Source organism: Chitinophaga sancti, assembly GCF_034424315.1.
GTDB lineage: Bacteria > Bacteroidota > Bacteroidia > Chitinophagales > Chitinophagaceae > Chitinophaga > Chitinophaga sancti.
On the sequence record NZ_CP139972.1, the window covers coordinates 8,239,641 to 8,257,544 of the forward strand.

At 42.9% G+C, this 17,904-nt stretch carries 16 protein-coding genes; 9 read left to right on the top strand and 7 right to left on the bottom strand.

What is annotated here, in order from left to right; genetic code table 11:
• Positions 1–283: 283 nt before the first annotated feature.
• A complete protein-coding gene (locus U0033_RS32495; protein WP_072363013.1) occupies positions 284–2,425 on the bottom strand; it encodes a glycoside hydrolase family 31 protein in 2,142 nt (713 codons plus the stop codon).
• A gap of 90 nt (positions 2,426–2,515) precedes the next feature.
• Positions 2,516–3,448 carry a helix-turn-helix transcriptional regulator gene (locus tag U0033_RS32500; RefSeq protein ID WP_072363012.1) on the bottom strand — a complete coding sequence of 311 codons (933 nt, stop codon included), beginning with the start codon at positions 3,446–3,448 and terminating at the stop codon, positions 2,516–2,518.
• 132 nt (positions 3,449–3,580) lie between these two features.
• On the opposite strand from U0033_RS32500, the gene U0033_RS32505 reads away from it, so the two are divergent.
• The 3 genes from U0033_RS32505 to U0033_RS32515 all read left to right on the top strand — a co-directional run bounded on the left by U0033_RS32505 (position 3,581) and on the right by U0033_RS32515 (position 6,962).
• Entirely contained in the window at positions 3,581–4,732 is a 1,152-nt protein-coding gene (locus U0033_RS32505; RefSeq protein WP_072363011.1) for an alpha/beta hydrolase family protein, read from the top strand.
• 216 nt (positions 4,733–4,948) lie between these two features.
• A complete protein-coding gene (locus U0033_RS32510) occupies positions 4,949–6,004 on the top strand; it encodes a hypothetical protein (protein WP_072363010.1) in 1,056 nt (351 codons plus the stop codon).
• A gap of 85 nt (positions 6,005–6,089) precedes the next feature.
• Positions 6,090–6,962 carry a hypothetical protein gene (locus tag U0033_RS32515; RefSeq protein ID WP_143150794.1) on the top strand — a complete coding sequence of 291 codons (873 nt, stop codon included), beginning with the start codon at positions 6,090–6,092 and terminating at the stop codon, positions 6,960–6,962.
• 14 nt (positions 6,963–6,976) lie between these two features.
• Here the strand turns inward: U0033_RS32515 and U0033_RS32520 are convergent, their stop codons facing one another.
• Both U0033_RS32520 and U0033_RS32525 read right to left on the bottom strand, forming a co-directional pair.
• Positions 6,977–7,504, bottom strand: a complete 528-nt coding sequence (locus U0033_RS32520; RefSeq protein WP_083571637.1) for a DinB family protein — start codon at positions 7,502–7,504, stop codon at positions 6,977–6,979.
• 161 nt (positions 7,505–7,665) lie between these two features.
• Positions 7,666–8,025: a winged helix-turn-helix transcriptional regulator gene (locus U0033_RS32525; protein ID WP_072363008.1), complete on the bottom strand. Its 360-nt coding sequence runs from the start codon at positions 8,023–8,025 to the stop codon at positions 7,666–7,668.
• Between the two features lie 151 nt (positions 8,026–8,176).
• Between U0033_RS32525 and U0033_RS32530 the strand changes: the two genes are divergently transcribed.
• The gene (locus U0033_RS32530; RefSeq protein ID WP_072363007.1) at positions 8,177–8,974 is read left to right on the top strand and encodes an SDR family oxidoreductase; all 798 of its coding nucleotides are present in this window, start codon (positions 8,177–8,179) and stop codon (positions 8,972–8,974) included.
• A 234-nt stretch (positions 8,975–9,208) separates the two neighbouring features.
• Here the strand turns inward: U0033_RS32530 and U0033_RS32535 are convergent, their stop codons facing one another.
• Positions 9,209–9,523, bottom strand: coding sequence for a hypothetical protein (locus tag U0033_RS32535; protein ID WP_143150793.1), 315 nt, complete (start codon positions 9,521–9,523; stop codon positions 9,209–9,211).
• A 35-nt stretch (positions 9,524–9,558) separates the two neighbouring features.
• Positions 9,559–10,092, bottom strand: coding sequence for a Crp/Fnr family transcriptional regulator (locus U0033_RS32540; RefSeq protein ID WP_072363005.1), 534 nt, complete (start codon positions 10,090–10,092; stop codon positions 9,559–9,561).
• 274 nt (positions 10,093–10,366) lie between these two features.
• On the opposite strand from U0033_RS32540, the gene U0033_RS32545 reads away from it, so the two are divergent.
• From U0033_RS32545 to U0033_RS32560, 4 genes are all read left to right on the top strand, one after another.
• Positions 10,367–11,023: a hypothetical protein gene (locus tag U0033_RS32545; protein WP_083571636.1), complete on the top strand. Its 657-nt coding sequence runs from the start codon at positions 10,367–10,369 to the stop codon at positions 11,021–11,023.
• Between the two features lie 623 nt (positions 11,024–11,646).
• Positions 11,647–12,642 carry an SDR family NAD(P)-dependent oxidoreductase gene (locus tag U0033_RS32550; RefSeq protein ID WP_072363004.1) on the top strand — a complete coding sequence of 332 codons (996 nt, stop codon included), beginning with the start codon at positions 11,647–11,649 and terminating at the stop codon, positions 12,640–12,642.
• A 19-nt stretch (positions 12,643–12,661) separates the two neighbouring features.
• Positions 12,662–13,390, top strand: coding sequence for an SDR family NAD(P)-dependent oxidoreductase (locus U0033_RS32555; protein ID WP_072363003.1), 729 nt, complete (start codon positions 12,662–12,664; stop codon positions 13,388–13,390).
• A 74-nt stretch (positions 13,391–13,464) separates the two neighbouring features.
• The gene (locus U0033_RS32560; RefSeq protein WP_072363002.1) at positions 13,465–14,268 is read left to right on the top strand and encodes an AraC family transcriptional regulator; all 804 of its coding nucleotides are present in this window, start codon (positions 13,465–13,467) and stop codon (positions 14,266–14,268) included.
• A 355-nt stretch (positions 14,269–14,623) separates the two neighbouring features.
• On the opposite strand, the gene U0033_RS32565 is transcribed toward U0033_RS32560, so the two are convergent.
• Entirely contained in the window at positions 14,624–15,280 is a 657-nt protein-coding gene (locus tag U0033_RS32565) for a hypothetical protein (protein WP_072363001.1), read from the bottom strand.
• 219 nt (positions 15,281–15,499) lie between these two features.
• Here U0033_RS32565 and U0033_RS32570 point away from each other — a divergent pair, with 219 nt between their 5' ends.
• The gene (locus U0033_RS32570) at positions 15,500–17,851 is read left to right on the top strand and encodes a glycoside hydrolase family 127 protein (RefSeq protein WP_072363000.1); all 2,352 of its coding nucleotides are present in this window, start codon (positions 15,500–15,502) and stop codon (positions 17,849–17,851) included.
• Positions 17,852–17,904: the final 53 nt, after the last annotated feature.

The window sequence follows — 17,904 nt, forward strand, 5'->3', positions numbered from 1 at the left end:
TGTAAACAGCGGGTGTGTTTGAAGGGGAATAGGGGTAAAGTAGTTTTTCATTGAGGATAATAATGGCGGGGGAGGGGAAGGAACCTCATATATTAGTGGTAGCAAGCAGCTGTGAACTGGTGATCCGGAAAGGGAAATAGAGGCTGACTGTAATAGTTGGTCAGCCTCTATTCTTTCGGGCCTGACTAAAAAGGGTACCCCCTCTCGGGTGGGTGATGGAGACGAAATGGCTTTTACGCAATTCTCAGTGTCTTCATTTTCCTTTTGTCAGCCCCGCTTGTATCTAGAAATTGACACGCCCGTCTTTTCCAATCAGGGCATTTTTTTCTTCTTTACCCAATACAATTTTCACCGCTTTGTAAGTATTCTTTCCGGCATACGCGCCGCTTACTTTCCAGCTCAGTGTTTTAGCTGCATCATCCCATACAAATGTTGTAGTTCTGGTAGTGCCTTTAGTATAATTGTAAGAAGTACCATCATCTTCCACCATATTGAAACGACCATTCTTTCCGGGATAAATATGTATTTCCAGCGGCGCCGTGCTGGCCTGCTCTGAATACTGCACAACAGGGCTCAACGGCAATATTGTACCTGCACGAACATACACAGGGATCTCATCCAGTTGCTTATCAACCGCGATTGTTTTTGGCCCATGTACTTCTTCACCACTAAAATAATCATACCAGGTATCTGCCGGCAGGTAAACAGTACGTTTACCGCCTGCATTTAACAATGGCGCAGCTAATACCCCTTTACCCAGTAACCATTCATCCGTCATATTTGCAACTGCAGGATCTGCCGGGTATTCCATCACCAGTGGTCGCATGATGGGCGCACCTGTATTGTAGGCTTCATGGCCCAGGCTGTAAGTATATGGTAACAGGCGGTACCTCAGCTCCAGTGCTTTGCGCATAGCTGCTTCGCCATCTTCACCCCAGAGGTAGGGAAAACGCGCTGTCGTACCAAGGTCGGAATGAGAACGCATGATCGGGAAGAAAACCCCTGCCTGGAACCAGCGAACCAGTGTTTCTTTTTCCGGGGTACCATGGAAGCCGCCAATATCACAGGCGCCATAATACATACCTGCCAGGCTGAAATTCAGCAGGTCTTTAGGTACATCTGCCAGGGAAGCCCAGGAAGACTGGATATCACCATCCCAGGTGCAATAACCAAACCGCTGATTGCCGGGGCTAAATGCCCTGTTAATCGTGAAGTGACGGTAATTGGGCCGCACTTGATTCAAGAGGTGATATTGGGCTGTATTCCACCAATAATAGCAGGTATAATAAGATTCTCCTTCATCATCCCACCAGGCATCCACACCTTTCTGCAGCATTGGTTTGGTCCGTTCTTCAAACCATTTCCGCGCCTGTGCGTTACTAAAGTTCAGGTCACGGCTATCGGACTCAGGATGACTTAACCAGCCATTTTTCCTGGCAGTATCCAGCAGCAGGTTATTGCCTAATCTCGGTTTGCGGATACCAATAAATTTAACACCCTCCGCTTTGAGATCTGCGATTTGTTTAGCAGGATGGGGGAATAGTTTAGGATTGAAATTAAAGTCGCTATACCCTTCCTTGCCTTCTTTGGCTACGGTATAATCGGGCGTGGTAGTATACCATTCAAAGTCAAAGATAAATGCATCTACAGGCAATTTATGAGAACGGAACTTATTGAGCACATTGGCAATGTAAGTGCTGTCTTCCCAGCCCCACTGACTTTGGAGGTATCCAAATGCCCATCTCGGTGGAAGTTTAGGTTTCCCGGTTAATTGCACATATCCTTTGGCACCATCGTAGATAGTGCTGGCAGGCCAGAGGTAAAGGTTCGCGGCCTTTGCCCTGTATTTCCAGGTCAGCTGTTGGCCGGCGTTATTCCAGGTAGCAGGTGCATTGTCATCGACAGAAACACCAAAAGCACTGTAACCGGTATTATTCCAGAGATAGGGAATACCTGCCAGGCCATTGTTTACCGCAGAGCCAGACTTGTCCTTTGTCAGGTCTTTGGATGTGATATTTCCTGACCCGTAGCAGGTACCGGCAGCCGGGTAAATAATAGCTGTAGCAGAATCGCTGAACTGATAGCTACCATCCTGGATCAGGGCTTTATTGGCCGGATCATACAGTGACCAGGTACCGGTGCCTGTATTGATCAGTAATTTACCAAATGCCGTCTTAATCCCGTACAAGGGTGGCGTCGAAATCACCGTGTAGGGCGAGGAAGTTTGATTGTCTATAAAAATACTTTTGATGGGGAGTGGTGCAGCCGAATCATTCAGGCTTAGACAAAAAGTAGCATTCGTGGCAAAGAGGCCGACCTGATGGCCTTTCACAGTGACAATAATCCCGTTGGGAGCCTTCGTGACCTGTGCATACGTGGCTGCTGACTGTAAGGCTGTCAGCAGGAGTAAAACCAGTTTTTTCATAAATTAAGTGGTATAAGAGGGAGGAAAGATATAAAAGAATTTGCTAAATCGGTTTAACAATTTCTATATTTAGGTTAATTTTTTTCTGAGCTATTGTTCTAAGCTGTATTTCTTCGGTTTTTTACCGATGTATTTTTCGAATGTCCTGGAGAAATGGCTGAGATTTTCAAACCCTACCTGGTAACCCACTTCTGATACTGAAAGCTTTTCTTCGCGAAGAAGGCGTGCAGCTTCCTGCATTCTGAAATGCTGATAATAATCATAGATGCCCATGCCAAAAATCTGGGTAAAGATCTTCCGCATTTTCAACTCATTCATTCCTGCTATCTGTTTTAACTCATCAATGCTGCCTGGCTGGCTGAGGGAGGATAATATTTTATCGCGCACCTTGTAAATAGATTGGATGTCTTTGTGACTTAATTTCTGGTGAACTGGTTGCTCCCGTTTGCTCAGGCTTTTAAATAAATAGAAGATCAGTTCCATCGCTTTTAGTTTGTAGTGGAATGCTGACAGGTTCCCAGCTTCCTCTTTCTTTACAATATCATTGATAGTACGGAGAATATCATCAGTCATGATTTCTTCAATGATGAAATCATAACGGGTATCAAACAGGTATTGAAATTTTGAAGCATCCTCTTTTAGAAATCCTTTCAGGTATTCAGCGCTGATGATGACAGCGACTACCTGTACACGACGGGGATCTTTTCTGAAAGTACTGGTGTAGGAATAGGTGGCGGGAAATGCGCGGATAGCGGGGCTTTCGGTTCGTTTGGACCGGGGGGTGTCATCAAATACATTTTTAAAGAAAAAGCAGATACTGTCTTTAATATGCGTAGGTGCAACCGTTTTACGACGGAAAGTTTTATTAACAGTATAAGCAGCAAAGAACATCACCAGTTCAGGGAAGAAGTCAAAACTTTTATGGTAATGTAAGTTGACATGATGGATCATACCCTCCCCGATATTATACCCGATCTTATCAAAGAAATGCAGGAAGTTCAATTCGTCGTTTTGATATTCCATATGTTTTACGACTATTTTTAGTAGTTAATTGGCTATTTTATTTCTAAAGATAAGATCAATTTTGTAATGTAATCAATGAAAAAGAGAGGCGCTTGTGCGCCTGGGCAATAGAATGTTTTAAAAAAAATAGTGATGGCAAACCAGGATTATTCTACGCAGCGATTAAGTCAGCGTTATCGTTTTGCGGATCCCAATATGGATCTGTTTTTTCTCGCCGCATTAGGTTGGGGGCCGGCTGGCGGCTTATCTGCCGGAGAGGCATTTTACATAGCGTCTCAGATCAGGGATGGAGATGCAGATTCCTGGGCGGATGCATTCGAAAAACAGGGAGAGATCCTGCATGCGGAGGCAAGGGAGTGGCAGCAACGAGGTTTGGCAAGGGCTGTGGGGGAGGCCAGTTTGAAAGCATTTGCCTGTTATCGTTCTGCCTGGCAATTTGTAGCACCGGGAGAAAGGTTCATTGCTTTATTTACTAAAAGTCAGCTTCTTTTTGACCAGGCAATGACAGCATTAAACCTGACTGCAATCCGTTTTTCTGTTCCTTATGGTGGTGGTGAATTACCGGGTCATTTTTATCCGGCAAGTGATCCGGCTGCACCAACGGTGCTGGTGATTGGTGGTGCGGATACCTGCCATGAGGATCGTTTTTTATCACAGGGCAGATATTATGCAGAACGGGGTTATGCCGTGGCATTAGTCGATTTACCTGGCCAGGGAATTGTACAGCAGCAGGGATTGCATTGGGAAGTGGAGGTAGAAAAACCAATTGCAGCAATACTCGATGAATTAATAAAGAGATTTGCTGTTCGTAAGGTTGCTTTATTGGGGATGAGCCTGGGTGGTTATTTTGCATGTCGTGCAGCAGCTTATGAACCCCGGCTGGCAGCCGTGGTAGCAACGCCGGCGCTGACATGTCCGTATGAATTATTTTCCGGGGTGGCAAAGCAGATGGAAGAAAATTCCATACAATCAGCAGCTGCACTTAGAAATCACCAGGTATTGATGTGGAAAGCAGGTGTTAGTGACCTTGCATCTTTAGGTAGCCTTTGGGAAGGGGTAAGGGTAAATCCTGCACATGTGCATGTACCTTTTTTGTCAGTATTGGGTATGCAGGAAGGAAGTATCTGGAAGAAGCAAACAAACGAATGGCATGCGGCGATTCCATCTTCTAAAAAGAAACTGTTACAGTTGGATGCAGCGACAGGAGCAGATGCGCATTGCCAGGGGAGTAACCCGCTTCGTTTGGTGCAGGAAGTAGATGCGTGGCTAAAAGAGGTATTGTAGGAAGTCTATTTTTTTTATGCGATCTGACGACGGTCGGTAGTTGTTGAGGAACAAGCCAGGAAGAGGCTGCATACTACCAGCAGGGATGCTACAATTGGTTTTCTGTCATATTGGTTGGATAGAGGGTTTTAAAACAGCTGCGGAATTGGGTGAATATCGGGGATTGGCCTGATAAATTAGTTTTATATTTGTTGCAAAACCCGTAATTGTTTGACTATGCAATCTTTCGTACAGTTTAACCTACCCATCGCGTATTCATTTTCCAATGGTCTTAAGGTTTTGGAAACCACTATAGTGAATGATGACCTGCTTGTCGTGACATTTAAGGAAAGTCAGCAGATTGTTGCGCTGAATAATAAACTTGAATTGATATGGACGGGGGAGCCATCTATCAATGTAGGGAACTATGTATATCCGAGAGTGGCCATGCGGGAAGATGGAGAAATGTATGCAATAACGGACATCAGTAGTGTGAAGTTTTATGCTACGGATGGGCTTTTACTTGCTGAATTTCCGCATGAGCAGTGGTATTCATTTTTAGGTACGGGTTGTCATTTTTCTGGCAATAAAGCACTTTTTGTAACACCCTCGGGGGGAGGAGATAAGCTGCTGGTAGTAAGCATCCCTGATTTTCAAATTTTACATGAACATACACTGGATGGATACCAGGAATATGCCTATGGTTTTCATGCCACATCATCTCCTGGTATCGTCTTATTAGACCTGGCTGCGGGGCAGGATGATACCCGTTTATTCAGCATCCGGCTTTTGCCAGGTGCTATTGAAGTAACAGAATTGAGGGCATGCAATGACGAGATTTTTGGTGCTTTTGCGCCTTCAGGAAAGGAGTTTGTCACGGCACCACATTATGATGAGGGAATTAAAGTATTTTCATTTCCCGGGGTGGAGCAGATCGCAGAAATTACGCAGCCTGCTTTGTTTGAAGGAAGAGATGAATACCCGGCTGCGAATGAGGATAGCCTGGAATACAGGGTGATTTACCTGGATGATGAAGTACTGTTAACGACTACACGTTTTGGTAGATTATTACTGATCAGGAGAGCTACCATGACTTGTTTCGGAGAGTTGTTGCTGGAGGGGAACAGGCTGATACCTTATAACCAGAGAGGGGCGGTCGCGCAGGAAGGAGAGGAGATCGAAGATTACGAAGGGCAGATAGGCGATACGAAATTGCTGGCGGGAGCTGCCTTATTGGTAGCTCATCGTGATGCCGGATTAAGGGTGTATGAGCTGGGGAATAAATTATTATGATAGCTCCCGGAAAAACGCGATTTTTGTATCTGAATCACTGACCCTATATACGATGAGCTGTAGTATACGAAAGTTAATGTTGCCCATGTTCATGATTGTTGGCCTCCAGGGTTTTTCCCAGAGAATGGATACGGCTACAGTAAAGCCTACATCAATTGCACCTGCAAGGGAATTGAAATCCTATGTCTGGGATAAGTTTCCAAACCACTATCACATCCTGGCATTTAACTACGGTAATATATTTCCCATAAGTCCCGGGCAGGCCACGCAGGCATATATCAACTATACATCCGTTCCCGTAAGTACGGGCTCCCAGAAAAACGAGACATTTACAGGTACCGCCAGGAATGGTTTTGCCAATCGTATGTGGTCAATGGGTGGTGATTTTGAATCGATATGGAAGGAGAAAAATGACATTGTATTAGGTATTGGTGGATTTAGGAATGTAGGAGGAGATGGTGGGTTTTATTTTCACGGAGGGTATCGATATGTACTGAATATGGGTTCAATCTCACTGAAGCCGGGTTTGGATTATTATGCATTCAGGGGATCTAACCATGTAGGTGATATTGACAATAAGCAGCAGGTTCTTTATTTCGATGGATTTACATCGGGATCTGAATTTACCATTACGCGAACCCATACTTATATGGATGATAATGGTAATGAATACCAGGAAACGACTTATCACACATATAGTACAGACAGGGTGGAGGTGAAGTACAGGAGAAAGGCAAAGGCGTTGCAGCCATTGTTGGAAGCCAGTGGACACTGGCGTAGATTGTCCGTCAGTATGGAGCTGGGATATATGATTCAGATCCACCAGAAAAGTACGCTGGTCTTTGACCAGGTGAATGATTATTTCCGTGAGCGGGAAGAGTTGAATACGATCCGGATGAGAAGGAATGGTGTGTTGACAGGCCCGAGAGTTAGCTTGATGATTGGGTTTTTGTTGTAGGGGGGCTGGATAGCTTATGTACCTAATACCTCATCGATCCGTTTCTTTTGCCTGAAATGATGGCGCATATGCATTTCCATAAACTGCAGCCATTCCAGTGCGCTAAAATAGTGCAAGCCTGGGTGTAGGGTCTTCCCGGTAGCGAGCGCAGGATCGATAGTTTCCCAGGCTTCGTTCACTTCGTTTTTAATCTGCACCAAAGCCTGCAAAACGGCCTGCTTATTACCAGGTTGTGGTATCCTTTGATCGGTAGCAGGTCCTGCAATTATCATATCGGGAAAGCTGTTATTAGCAAACATAATTTTAGCATCAGGATGCATATCTTCTCCTGCATGCTCCTTCGTGAACAAAGCAGATTTCATTTGCGCTACCTGGTAACGGGTGTCATCAATAATATGGGTATATACTTGTCCTAAAGACCAGGAGCCTGGTCGCGGTGCCTGGTGCAGTTGTGCGATAGAATAATCATTCAGGCTGTTAATCCATGCAGTAATTGTACTATTGAAACGGTTTAAAACTATTTCAGCGGTGTTCTTCATCATGAATGTTTTATCAGTTAACAGGACAGCAAAATAGCTAAAATGAATTACCGGTGCAATTCGGTTGCGAACGCTTTGCCGGCGTTTTCGGAATTAACATTACAAAGCTTCCTGAAAGCAGCTATTCTAATGGTGGGAAAGGCTTGATGTGCATGATGATCGTATTATTCACCTGTTTTAATCCCATTCTTAAACCTGGTAATGGCCTCATGCATTTGTCCGCCCAGTTCCGTCATCGCCATTAAAACGGGCAAAACAGTCTTACCAATCTCGCTCAGCTCATATTCTACCCGCGGTGGCTTTTCATTATAGCTATGTCGCAAAATTAATCCGTCATCTTCCAGTTCCTTCAGCTGTTCAGTCAATATTTTGCGCGATATATCCGGTATCTGCACTGCCAGTTTTCCAAACCGGACAGCGCCATTTACGAGCCGCCCCAGGATAATCGGTTTCCACTTTCCGCCGATATATGTCATCGTGTGAACAATGGGGCAGGTGGATGTATGTTCTTTAAACTTCTTCATTAGTTACCTGGATGTTACCACTTTTGTCCTTTTAGTTACATAAACGTTACTGCCTATTTATGTTGAAAGAATGGATCGTAGCAACTGTTTGATTTACTTTATGCACTTGTATAATTCAAAGCTAACAATAAGGGAATTAAAAACAAACAACATGGACAATCAAACAACAATTGATGCGGCATTAGCAGGAAAGATAGCGCTCGTAACCGGTGGAACGAAAGGAATAGGTAAAGCGGTGGTAAAAAGGTTGGAGCAGGCAGGGGCAACAGTAATTGTCATCGCCCGCAATCAGCCGGAAGATCCTCAGTCAGCAAATACGTTTATTGCTGCAGACCTGGCGCGGGCAGAAGAAGTCAGCAAAGTGGCTGATATAATTAAAAAACAATTCGGGCGGATAGACATCATCATTAATAATATGGGTGCAAATACCTATCCGGGCGGTGGATTCAGCACATTGACAGATGAAGACTGGAACCAGGCGCTGCAGGTAAACCTGCTTTCTTCAGTTCGCCTGGACCGTGCTTTATTGCCGATGATGCTGGCGCAGCAAAGTGGGGTGATCATTCACGTATCTACAACCAGCAGCCAGTTCCCAATATGGGAGGCTACAATGGCATATAGTACCGCAAAATCTGCCCTGAATACGTATAGTAAAGCATTGGCTACTGAAGTAGCCAGTAAAGGGGTAAGAGTCGTAACGGTATCTCCTGGCTTAAATAAGACCGAAGCAATGACGGTCTTCCTGGAAGATTTAGCAAGACAAAGCAATAGTAGTGTAGAAGAAACGACCGCAAAATTGTTTGAAAGAGTAGGGGGCGTACCTATCGGAAGAATGGCAGCGCCGGAGGAAACGGCGGAGTTGATTTACTTCCTGGTAACGCCTGCGGCTTCTTATATTACGGGAGCGAACCTGGTTATTGACGGAGGGAATTTTCCGGTGGTGAAATAGTGGAATTGTTATTACTACATTTTACCCACCCGGAAATTGGGCTAATCTGATAAAGCTCGTATTTATGTGCCTGGTGGCGTATCATTATTGTTTTAAAAAATGAACAATACTGGCCCATACTGCGGGGAAATTGAATAGGAACACCGGATGGGGTGCATTGGATATAATGCTTAACTGACTATGGGGAAGCATCTGGTAAGCGAAGAGGTGCATTTATATCGCGCTCACCTGCCATTAGATGCTATTAAACAATTCCTTGCTTGCGGTCATGGTGTTGTAAAATGTAGCCAGCCTGGTCAAATCATAAGCAGACCCAAAAACGCCACCATGCAGCAGAGCAACTGGCTGTTCCTTTCCATACACCTCGTAATAGATTTTAGCATCGCCGGCCTGGATATAATGGCCGGCGATGTGATTATTTCCGTATGGAACTGAGTTCGGCAATACAGCGTTGCCCTGCCCAAAATACCGTAGATTCTTCTTTGATTGACTGTATGCACTTACATACAAAACACTCCATGCCAACGGCATTGTTAACTTCGATTCCATAACTGTCTATAAAGCGGCATTGCCGCTTGTGTTTGTTAAATTTTACCGGCTAATGCTGCTTTTGTAGCGGTTTTACCCAATGCACCAAACTCGTGGAGGTCGCCTGTAGAGCTAATGTTTTGCAGTAATCGCTCTTGTAGTCTTACAAAACTGTTTTCGATAAGAACCCGGAAAATGCGGTCGAACTTGGGCGCTTTTGTGTATAAGGATAATAGGTCTTCCCGGGTGATCTGTAACACCATTGTGTCTTCCAGTGCGTCAATGTTGAGGAGTGATGGTTTCATGCCGTGGAAACTGCTGATATCCATTAGCCAGTAATTCTCGGGAGCAAATTGTAAGATGTGTGTGGTTCCCTTCTCATCAACTTTATACATTCTCAGGCATCCTTTAACTATAAAGTAAAAATGAGTGGATACGTTGCCTTCCTGTAGGACATACTGTCTCTTTCTGAAAATCCTGGGGTGGAAACTGGCCAGGACTAGTTCTTTTTCCGTCTGATTCAGTGGAATGAGGCGATTGAAGTAATCCAATAATGGTGCTATAGGCTGTTCAGGTAATGCGTTTTTCATATTTACCTCACAAAGATAGTGTTTGATAAATAGAGATGGATGGGGGATAGTGTTGATGGAGCGAATAACATTGATTGTAACAGGGTGGATTTGCTTAAAATGGGGGATGAATTGCTAAGGTGGTGCCCCGATACCTTTTTTTGATTAGGTCGAAATTGGGGGATTGTCCATTATAAATTATCCTTTAAAAGATAAAGAAAATGAAATACATTCTATCGTTTCATAAATTTTCTGTAATCTCGGAATTGGTAGAATAAAGTCAAATCGAGAAGAAATGCGATTAATAAATACAATTGAGATAAGTCCCTATGACTTCTCAAGCAAAGAATATGAATGTCCTAATGGTAGTTCAATTGAATTTCCAGACGAGTGGAATCAATTTTGGAAAAACTGTATATCAGATAAAAATTTAGGAAGGTTAGAGTCAATTAGTAAAGGCTCTTATTTAGTTGACATTAGAACAATCAATGATGATGAACTTTCTGAAATTTTAAAGAGCGAGCTTACAGACGTAGAATTATTAGATTATGAAGAACAAGTTGCCGGAATAAGTGGCGGAATAGTTCTGGAAGAAAATAACACGATATACATAGCGCCAGGTTGCTGTGGGGATATTGGAGATATTAAGGAATGGGAAAATATTTTCTACAGTGAGTTCAATAAATGGAATCAACTATGGATAGGGCACCCATGGGTATATTATAAAAAAATGAACGGATTCATTGAATTTTCCAATTATACTGAATCAAGCCCTGAAGACTTAAAAGACATAGAAATTTTAGTTAGAGTTTCTGAATTGCAGTTACAAACTGAGTTGAAAAAAGTTAGAGAACATCAATACGAATTCGAATTTAGAATTCGAAAAACGCTTGAGAAGATGGGAATAGTAAATGCAGCACGAATATCAAAATTAATGACTGGCGATGCGTAGTGTAATGGCATCATTCCCCTTTCCGGTCCTCATTGCAAAATAATCGCATTCAATCTGGAGATCACCTCCACGCCTAACCGTTTTCTAATACTCATCATAAGAAACAAGGATAAGTGTGCAGGTTACTTCTCCTTGCTTTGCTAATCTAATCAAGACACAACGGTAACAAATATCTGGGGTAGAATCCTACACCCGTATAAGAATTGATCAGGATTGTATTATGAACTCATTTCATAAACAGGTATTTTAAATTGATAATCAATACCTAAATGGTAATTACGAAATGAGTTCATAATGTTATGGATTGATATGTTGGGTATTAAATATGTCGGAACAAATGGACAAATGTCTAACCAGTTTATACAGGATTTAAATGCTCTAGGCAGGTTTGCAAGCCAAATTTCGGGTCGGTAATGATCATCAAAAATAACCAAAGTAAGCGGTGATTGGTAGACAAAAACTGACAGTTAAGCTGTAGCGCAATACTAAAGTAAAAATATCACATAATACTACCTGGCCATAGCCTGGCCTTATGAACAAAGTATATTCGGACGTTTAAACAAAGCCAGCCCAAAACAGCTGCGCTATTTTTGTTCCATCAAAGACAATTAAAAATTTAAAAAATGGAACAAACAAATTACAACGGAGCATTACAGCATTCAACAGGATCAGGCTTCAACGCAACCTCAACAACAAGTGATGTGATCAAAGGCATTGACCTTACAGGAAAAATTGCCATTGTAACAGGGGGGAATACGGGCATTGGTTTAGAAACGACAAAAACGCTGGCTGCCGCAGGGGCAACGGTCATTGTGCCTGCAAGAGACACAGCAAAAGCAAAGAGAAATCTGGCATCTGTTGCCAATGTGGAAATTGAACCCATGGATCTGATGGATCCGACATCTATCGACACATTTGCCGAAAAGTTTTTGGCTTCGGACCGCCCCCTTCATTTACTTATCAATAATGCAGGTATTATGTGGGTGCCATTGCGTAAAGACAGTCGTGGGATTGAATCACAGTTAGCCACCAATTATTTAGCACAATTTCAATTAACCGCCCGGCTTTGGAATGCACTCAAAAAAGCCGGAGGCGCGAGAGTGATCAATGTATCTTCACACGGACATCAATTCGCCCCTTTCAATTTTGAGGACCCAAATTTTCTCAACCGGGAATACGAAACCCTGCAGGCGTATGGCCAATCAAAAACTGCCACCAATTTATTTGCGCTTGAATTAGACAATCTTGCCAAAGCCTATAATGTAAGAGCATATTCATTGCACCCGGGTTCTATTGGCGGAACTGAATTAGGAAGAGAAGCCCCGTTGGAGCTGTTTCAAAAAATGGGTTTTTGCGATGCGGAAGGCAATCTTTTACCAGATGTGGCCGCCTCGTTAAAAACGATCCCTCAGGGTGCAGCCACAACGGTTTGGTGTGCCACCAGTGCTTTGTTGAATAATATAGGAGGGGTGTACTGCGAAGATGGAGACGTTGCCGAATTGACTGCCGACACTTCCATGCCTACTGGTGTAAATCCTTATTCATTAGATAAAGCCAATGCCAAACGCTTATGGGCATTGAGCGAAGAAATGACCGGCATTACTTTCCGCATTATCTAATCAACTTATAAAAGATAGAATGAATAATTTAAAAAATAAAGTAGCGGTTATTACAGGTGGCAACAGTGGCATCGGGTATGCCACCGCAAAAGCGCTTATCGAAAAAGGCGCAATGGTCATCATCACCGGTAGAAGAAAAGAAGCGATTGAAAAGGCAGCCTCAACACTCCATGTAAGTGGGGTGGTGGCTGACCAATCCAACTTGTCTGACATTGATATGCTGGTATCGGAAGTGAAAGCGCAATTCGGCAAAGTAGATATTTTACTCATCAATGCGGGCATTACAAAATTGGCCCCAATTGAGTCGATGACTGAAAATGTGTTTGACGAAATAATGAATGTAAATTTCAAAGGGGCTTATTTTACATTAAGTAAATTTATTCCCGTTTTAAATGATAACTCCTCGGTGATATTTTTATCGTCAACATCCGCAACCATTTCCCCGCAAAACGCATCGGTATATGCGGCAAGTAAATCTGCTATCAATGCCGTTATGAAAATTGCAGCGCTTGAATTGGCTGACCGTAAAATTCGTGTGAATGCAGTTAGCCCCGGGCCTGTTGCTACGGAAATCATGAATAAAATTGGACTGGATGCTACTCTTGAGAAACAACTCATTGGTAGTATCCCATTATCAAGATTAGGGAAGGCCAATGAAGTAGCCGGTTTGATAACTTATTTATCGGGTGACGAATCTTCATTTATTACAGGGGCAAATTTCCTGATTGATGGCGGTCAATCCATATAAATGAATATCATGATTATTTCTATTTTTGTATTTATAATTACCAGTCTGAAGAAAGGACTATCAAAAAATAAGATATGGAATATCAGGCAAAATATATAACCGAGGATATTAAACTGTCTTGTTACGAAGACAAGTTTTTTAAATCGGATATTATGTTCGACCATCATATGCTCATTTGGTTTATTTCGGGCGAGACCAAGATCGTACAGGCAGATGCGACTTATATTTTTAAAAAAGGCGATATATTTTTGATACCCAGAAATCAACTGGCAACGATCATAAATTATCCCAAAGACGGGCAGCCACACAAAACCGTGGTGATGCACTTGTCAACCAAAAGGCTTAGCGAATTTTACGTCAACCTGCCTGTAAAACCTAAAGCCTCTGAATCGCAGAAAATATATACATTCAATCACCATCCCCTGCTTGAAAGTTGTTTGGCGTCCCTGATCCCGTACTTTGAAATGAAAGAACTTCCCGAAAATATCGCATCTTTGAAAATTACAGAAGCCATTAGCATTCTCAGGGCTATAGACAAGGGAATAGATAACGTGTTGTCGAACTTTGAAGAACCCGGGAAAATAGACCTGGCAGACTATATGGAAAAGAATTTTATGTTCAATCTGCCATTAGAAAAATTCGGTTATCTAACCGGTCGTAGCTTAACAACTTTCAAACGGGATTTTAGTAAAATATTTAACACTACCCCCCAGCGTTGGCTTACGCAAAAGCGATTGGAATTGGCACACTATCATTTTGTTGAAAAGAAAAAGAAACCAATTGACGTTTACTACGAAGTTGGTTTTGAAAACTTATCGCACTTTTCCTATGCTTTCAAAAAACATTTTGGGTACGCACCGACCGACCTGGCTGGATAATTACAATCTTAGCAAGAAAGCAGGGCCGCTTGGTTCAAAACATAGTGCATCAACTCGAATGACTTACCTCGAAGTATTAGTACAATAATGCTATTGTTTCTGATGGTTCAAAATGGATTCGAACTGCTTAAATGTAAAAACCCTTCAAATCCAATGATCTGAAGGGCTTCTTCTTTTCGTCGGGACAACAGGACAAATGTCTAACCTGTTACTACAGGATTTAATAGTATTAAGGGTGTTTATAAATGAAGTTTGATGAGAATAGGAAGTCGTTCATTTAAGTGGCAAAACAGCAAAATGTCAGGCACATCACCTTGTTGCTAGAAACGAGCCTGGTACATTTCTTCCAAAAATTCTATTTGTTTTTCTTACCCTTGTTGTCAGAGTCGCCTTTAAAATTGTAAGGATAATTTATTTCTATTAAGTCTTTTTCAAGTTGTTCCCAATCTTCAAGCTCGTCAACAATAGACAAAACCATTTCCTTCGTCAAAGTTTGTCCACTGTAAATTCTATCCACTGTGTCCAGTGGAATGCCACTTTCTTCAAAATAACTTGTTGCCCAGTCAATATAAGTCTGAGGTTGTCCGTCGAGAATATTTAGCATTTCTTCTGAATTGTCTTCAAAACTTTCGAGCTGTCCAACCTGCCAGTTTTTCAATTCTGTTGTCCATAAACAAAATGTTGTTCCAATTGACTTTACAGGCTCTCCGAAAATAAAATCATCAAAAATTGTCGGCAGGTTATATGTCAATTTAGTTTTGTCTTGTTGATCATACTCATGAGCAAAACCATTAATAGCACAACCGTCTTCACGAAATAAAATATGCATTTCTTCGCCTGAGCCGTTCCGCATTTGTAAACATCTTTCGTTGGTGTCCCATTTTGAGTTGTAGGAATAATAACGATACTCCCATTCCTGAGAAATAATTGCGTCCAAAACAGAAATAGCTTTACAAATAGTTTCGAGAGATTTTCTGTCTGGAAGTAAACTGTAATCTTTTGTTGAAATCATTTGTCTAGGTTATGTTTTTTGGGTGTCGCAATACGAAGGCGACGCGTATATATCTGCCGTTAACTATTCATATATAGAATCCTCAGCACATGCGCAAAATCTGTTCAATATAGAGAATTAAAAGCACAATCAGGTTTTTTAATACTGAATGAATTGAAAATTTTTCAAACTGATCAGAGAAGAACATACTTCCATTAAGCAATTAAACGCATTTGACGCATGAAAATAACCGCTATATTCTCCTTTTTACTACCTGTAGCATTCTGCTCCGCCCAGTCTTTCTCCCCCATGAAAGACAATGGCAAAATGAAAGTAAAGCCCGTTGTAAAATTACAGGCATATACGTTTCCGTTAGAAGATGTCAGCATTGCTGCCGGCCCTTTTAAACAGGCGATGGAAGCCGATGAACGTTTCCTGCTGCTCATAGAACCTGACAGGTTATTATCTGACTTCAGAACACATGCAGGGCTGAAAGCAAAAGGAGAAAGATACGGTGGCTGGGAAAATTCCGGACTGGCTGGGCATACCTTAGGACATTATCTCTCTGCCTGCGCCCTGGAATATGCGGCTACCGGCGACAAGCGTTTTCTCGACAAAGTAAATTATATCGTAAAAGAACTGGACGAATGTCAACAGGCCCGCAAAACCGGCTACCTGGGCGCTATTCCCGGAGAGGATTCCGTATGGGCACAGGTAGCTGCCGGCAAAATAAAAAGCCGTGGTTTTGACCTGAATGGTGGCTGGTCTCCCTGGTATACCGTGCATAAAATTATGGCCGGCTTACTGGATGCCTACCTCTATTGTAATAACAACACGGCACTGCTGGTAGAAAAGAAAATGGCTGACTGGACATCAACGGAGATCAATCACCTGCCTGATTCCCTGATCCAGAAAATGCTGCTCTGTGAATACGGCGGTATGAATGAGGTACTGGTGAATACCTATGCATTGACGAAGGAGAAAAAGTACCTGGACCTTTCTTACAAGTTCCATGATGTACGCATTCTCGATTCACTCGCTGCTAACCTGGATGTATTGCCCGGCAAGCATTCCAATACACAGATACCAAAGGTGATTGGCTGCATCCGCCGCTATGAAGTAACAGGGCAAAAGAAAGACAGTGTGATTGCAGGTTTCTTCTGGAACACGGTAACACAGCATCACAGCTATGCTCCCGGTGGTAACAGTAACTACGAATACCTGGGTCCTGCAGACAAACTGAATGATTACCTGACTGACAATACCATGGAGACCTGCAACAGCTACAATATGCTGAAGCTGACACGCCACCTCTTCTCCCTGCAACCGGATGCGCACTACATGGATTTTTATGAAAAAGCATTATATAATCATATCCTGGCTTCACAGAACCATGCAGATGGTATGATGTGTTATTTTGTGCCTTTGCGGATGGGTACCCGCAAGGAGTTCAGTGATACCTTCAACACTTTTACCTGTTGTGTAGGCAGTGGTATGGAAAACCATGTGAAGTATGCGGAGAGTATTTATTTTCAGGGAGCTGACGGTAGTCTGTATGTCAACCTCTTCATTCCATCACGCCTGCAATGGAAAGAGAAGAATGTTGTGATTGAACAGGAAACATCATTACCGGCGGATGATAAAGTAGCATTCACCATCAGTACCAAAGCTCCTTCTACCTTTGCCATACGCATCCGCAAACCACGCTGGGTACAGCCGGGCTGGAAGATCAATGTGAATGGTGAAACGGACAGAGGGGTTACAGTAGGAACAGATGGATATATTACACTGAAGCGTAACTGGAAAAACGGTGATAAAATCACTTTAGAATTGCCGATGAATGTATACAAAGAAAGTATGCCTGACAATCCTGACAGGATTGCCCTGTTCTACGGCCCTGTTGTTTTAGCAGGTGTACTGGGCAATACAGAACCTGATCCGGTAAGTGGTATCCCGGTACTCGTCACTGCCGATAAAGATCCGAATAACTGGGTAAAAGCCGATCAGCCTTTGGTGTTCCATACTACGCAGACAGGTCAGCCAAAGGATCTTACACTGGTGCCCTTCAATACTGTTGCCAAAGAATATTACAGCGTGTACTGGGATGCTTTCACACCGCAAACCTGGGCTGTACAACAGGAAAAATATGAAGGAGAAAAGAAACGCCAGCAGCAGATAGAAGCAAAGACGGTAGACATGCTGAGAATAGGAGAAATGCAACCGGAGCGGGATCACAATTTTGGGGGTGAAAAGACACTGAATGGCGAAGAACATGGCCGTAAATGGCGGGCGACAGAGGAAGATGGTTACCTGAGTTTTACCATGAAAACGGATCCGGCAGCAGCCAATAGTTTGCTGTGTAACTACTGGGGAATGGACAATCGTTATCGCAAATTTGATATCCTGATCGATGGCGTGAAAGTGGCGACGGAGGATCTGAACCAATACAAGGCAAGTAAGTTTTACGAGATAGTATATACAATTCCCCTGGAATTAACGAAGGGTAAAAAGCAGGTGACTGTTACAATGAAAGCAGGGCCACACAATAGCGTGGGGCCGGTATATGGCCCGGTAAGAATGATGCGGGATTAAGGTGACTTACATAATAAAAAGTTCATGAAAGGGAGATTTCTTCAACGGAAATG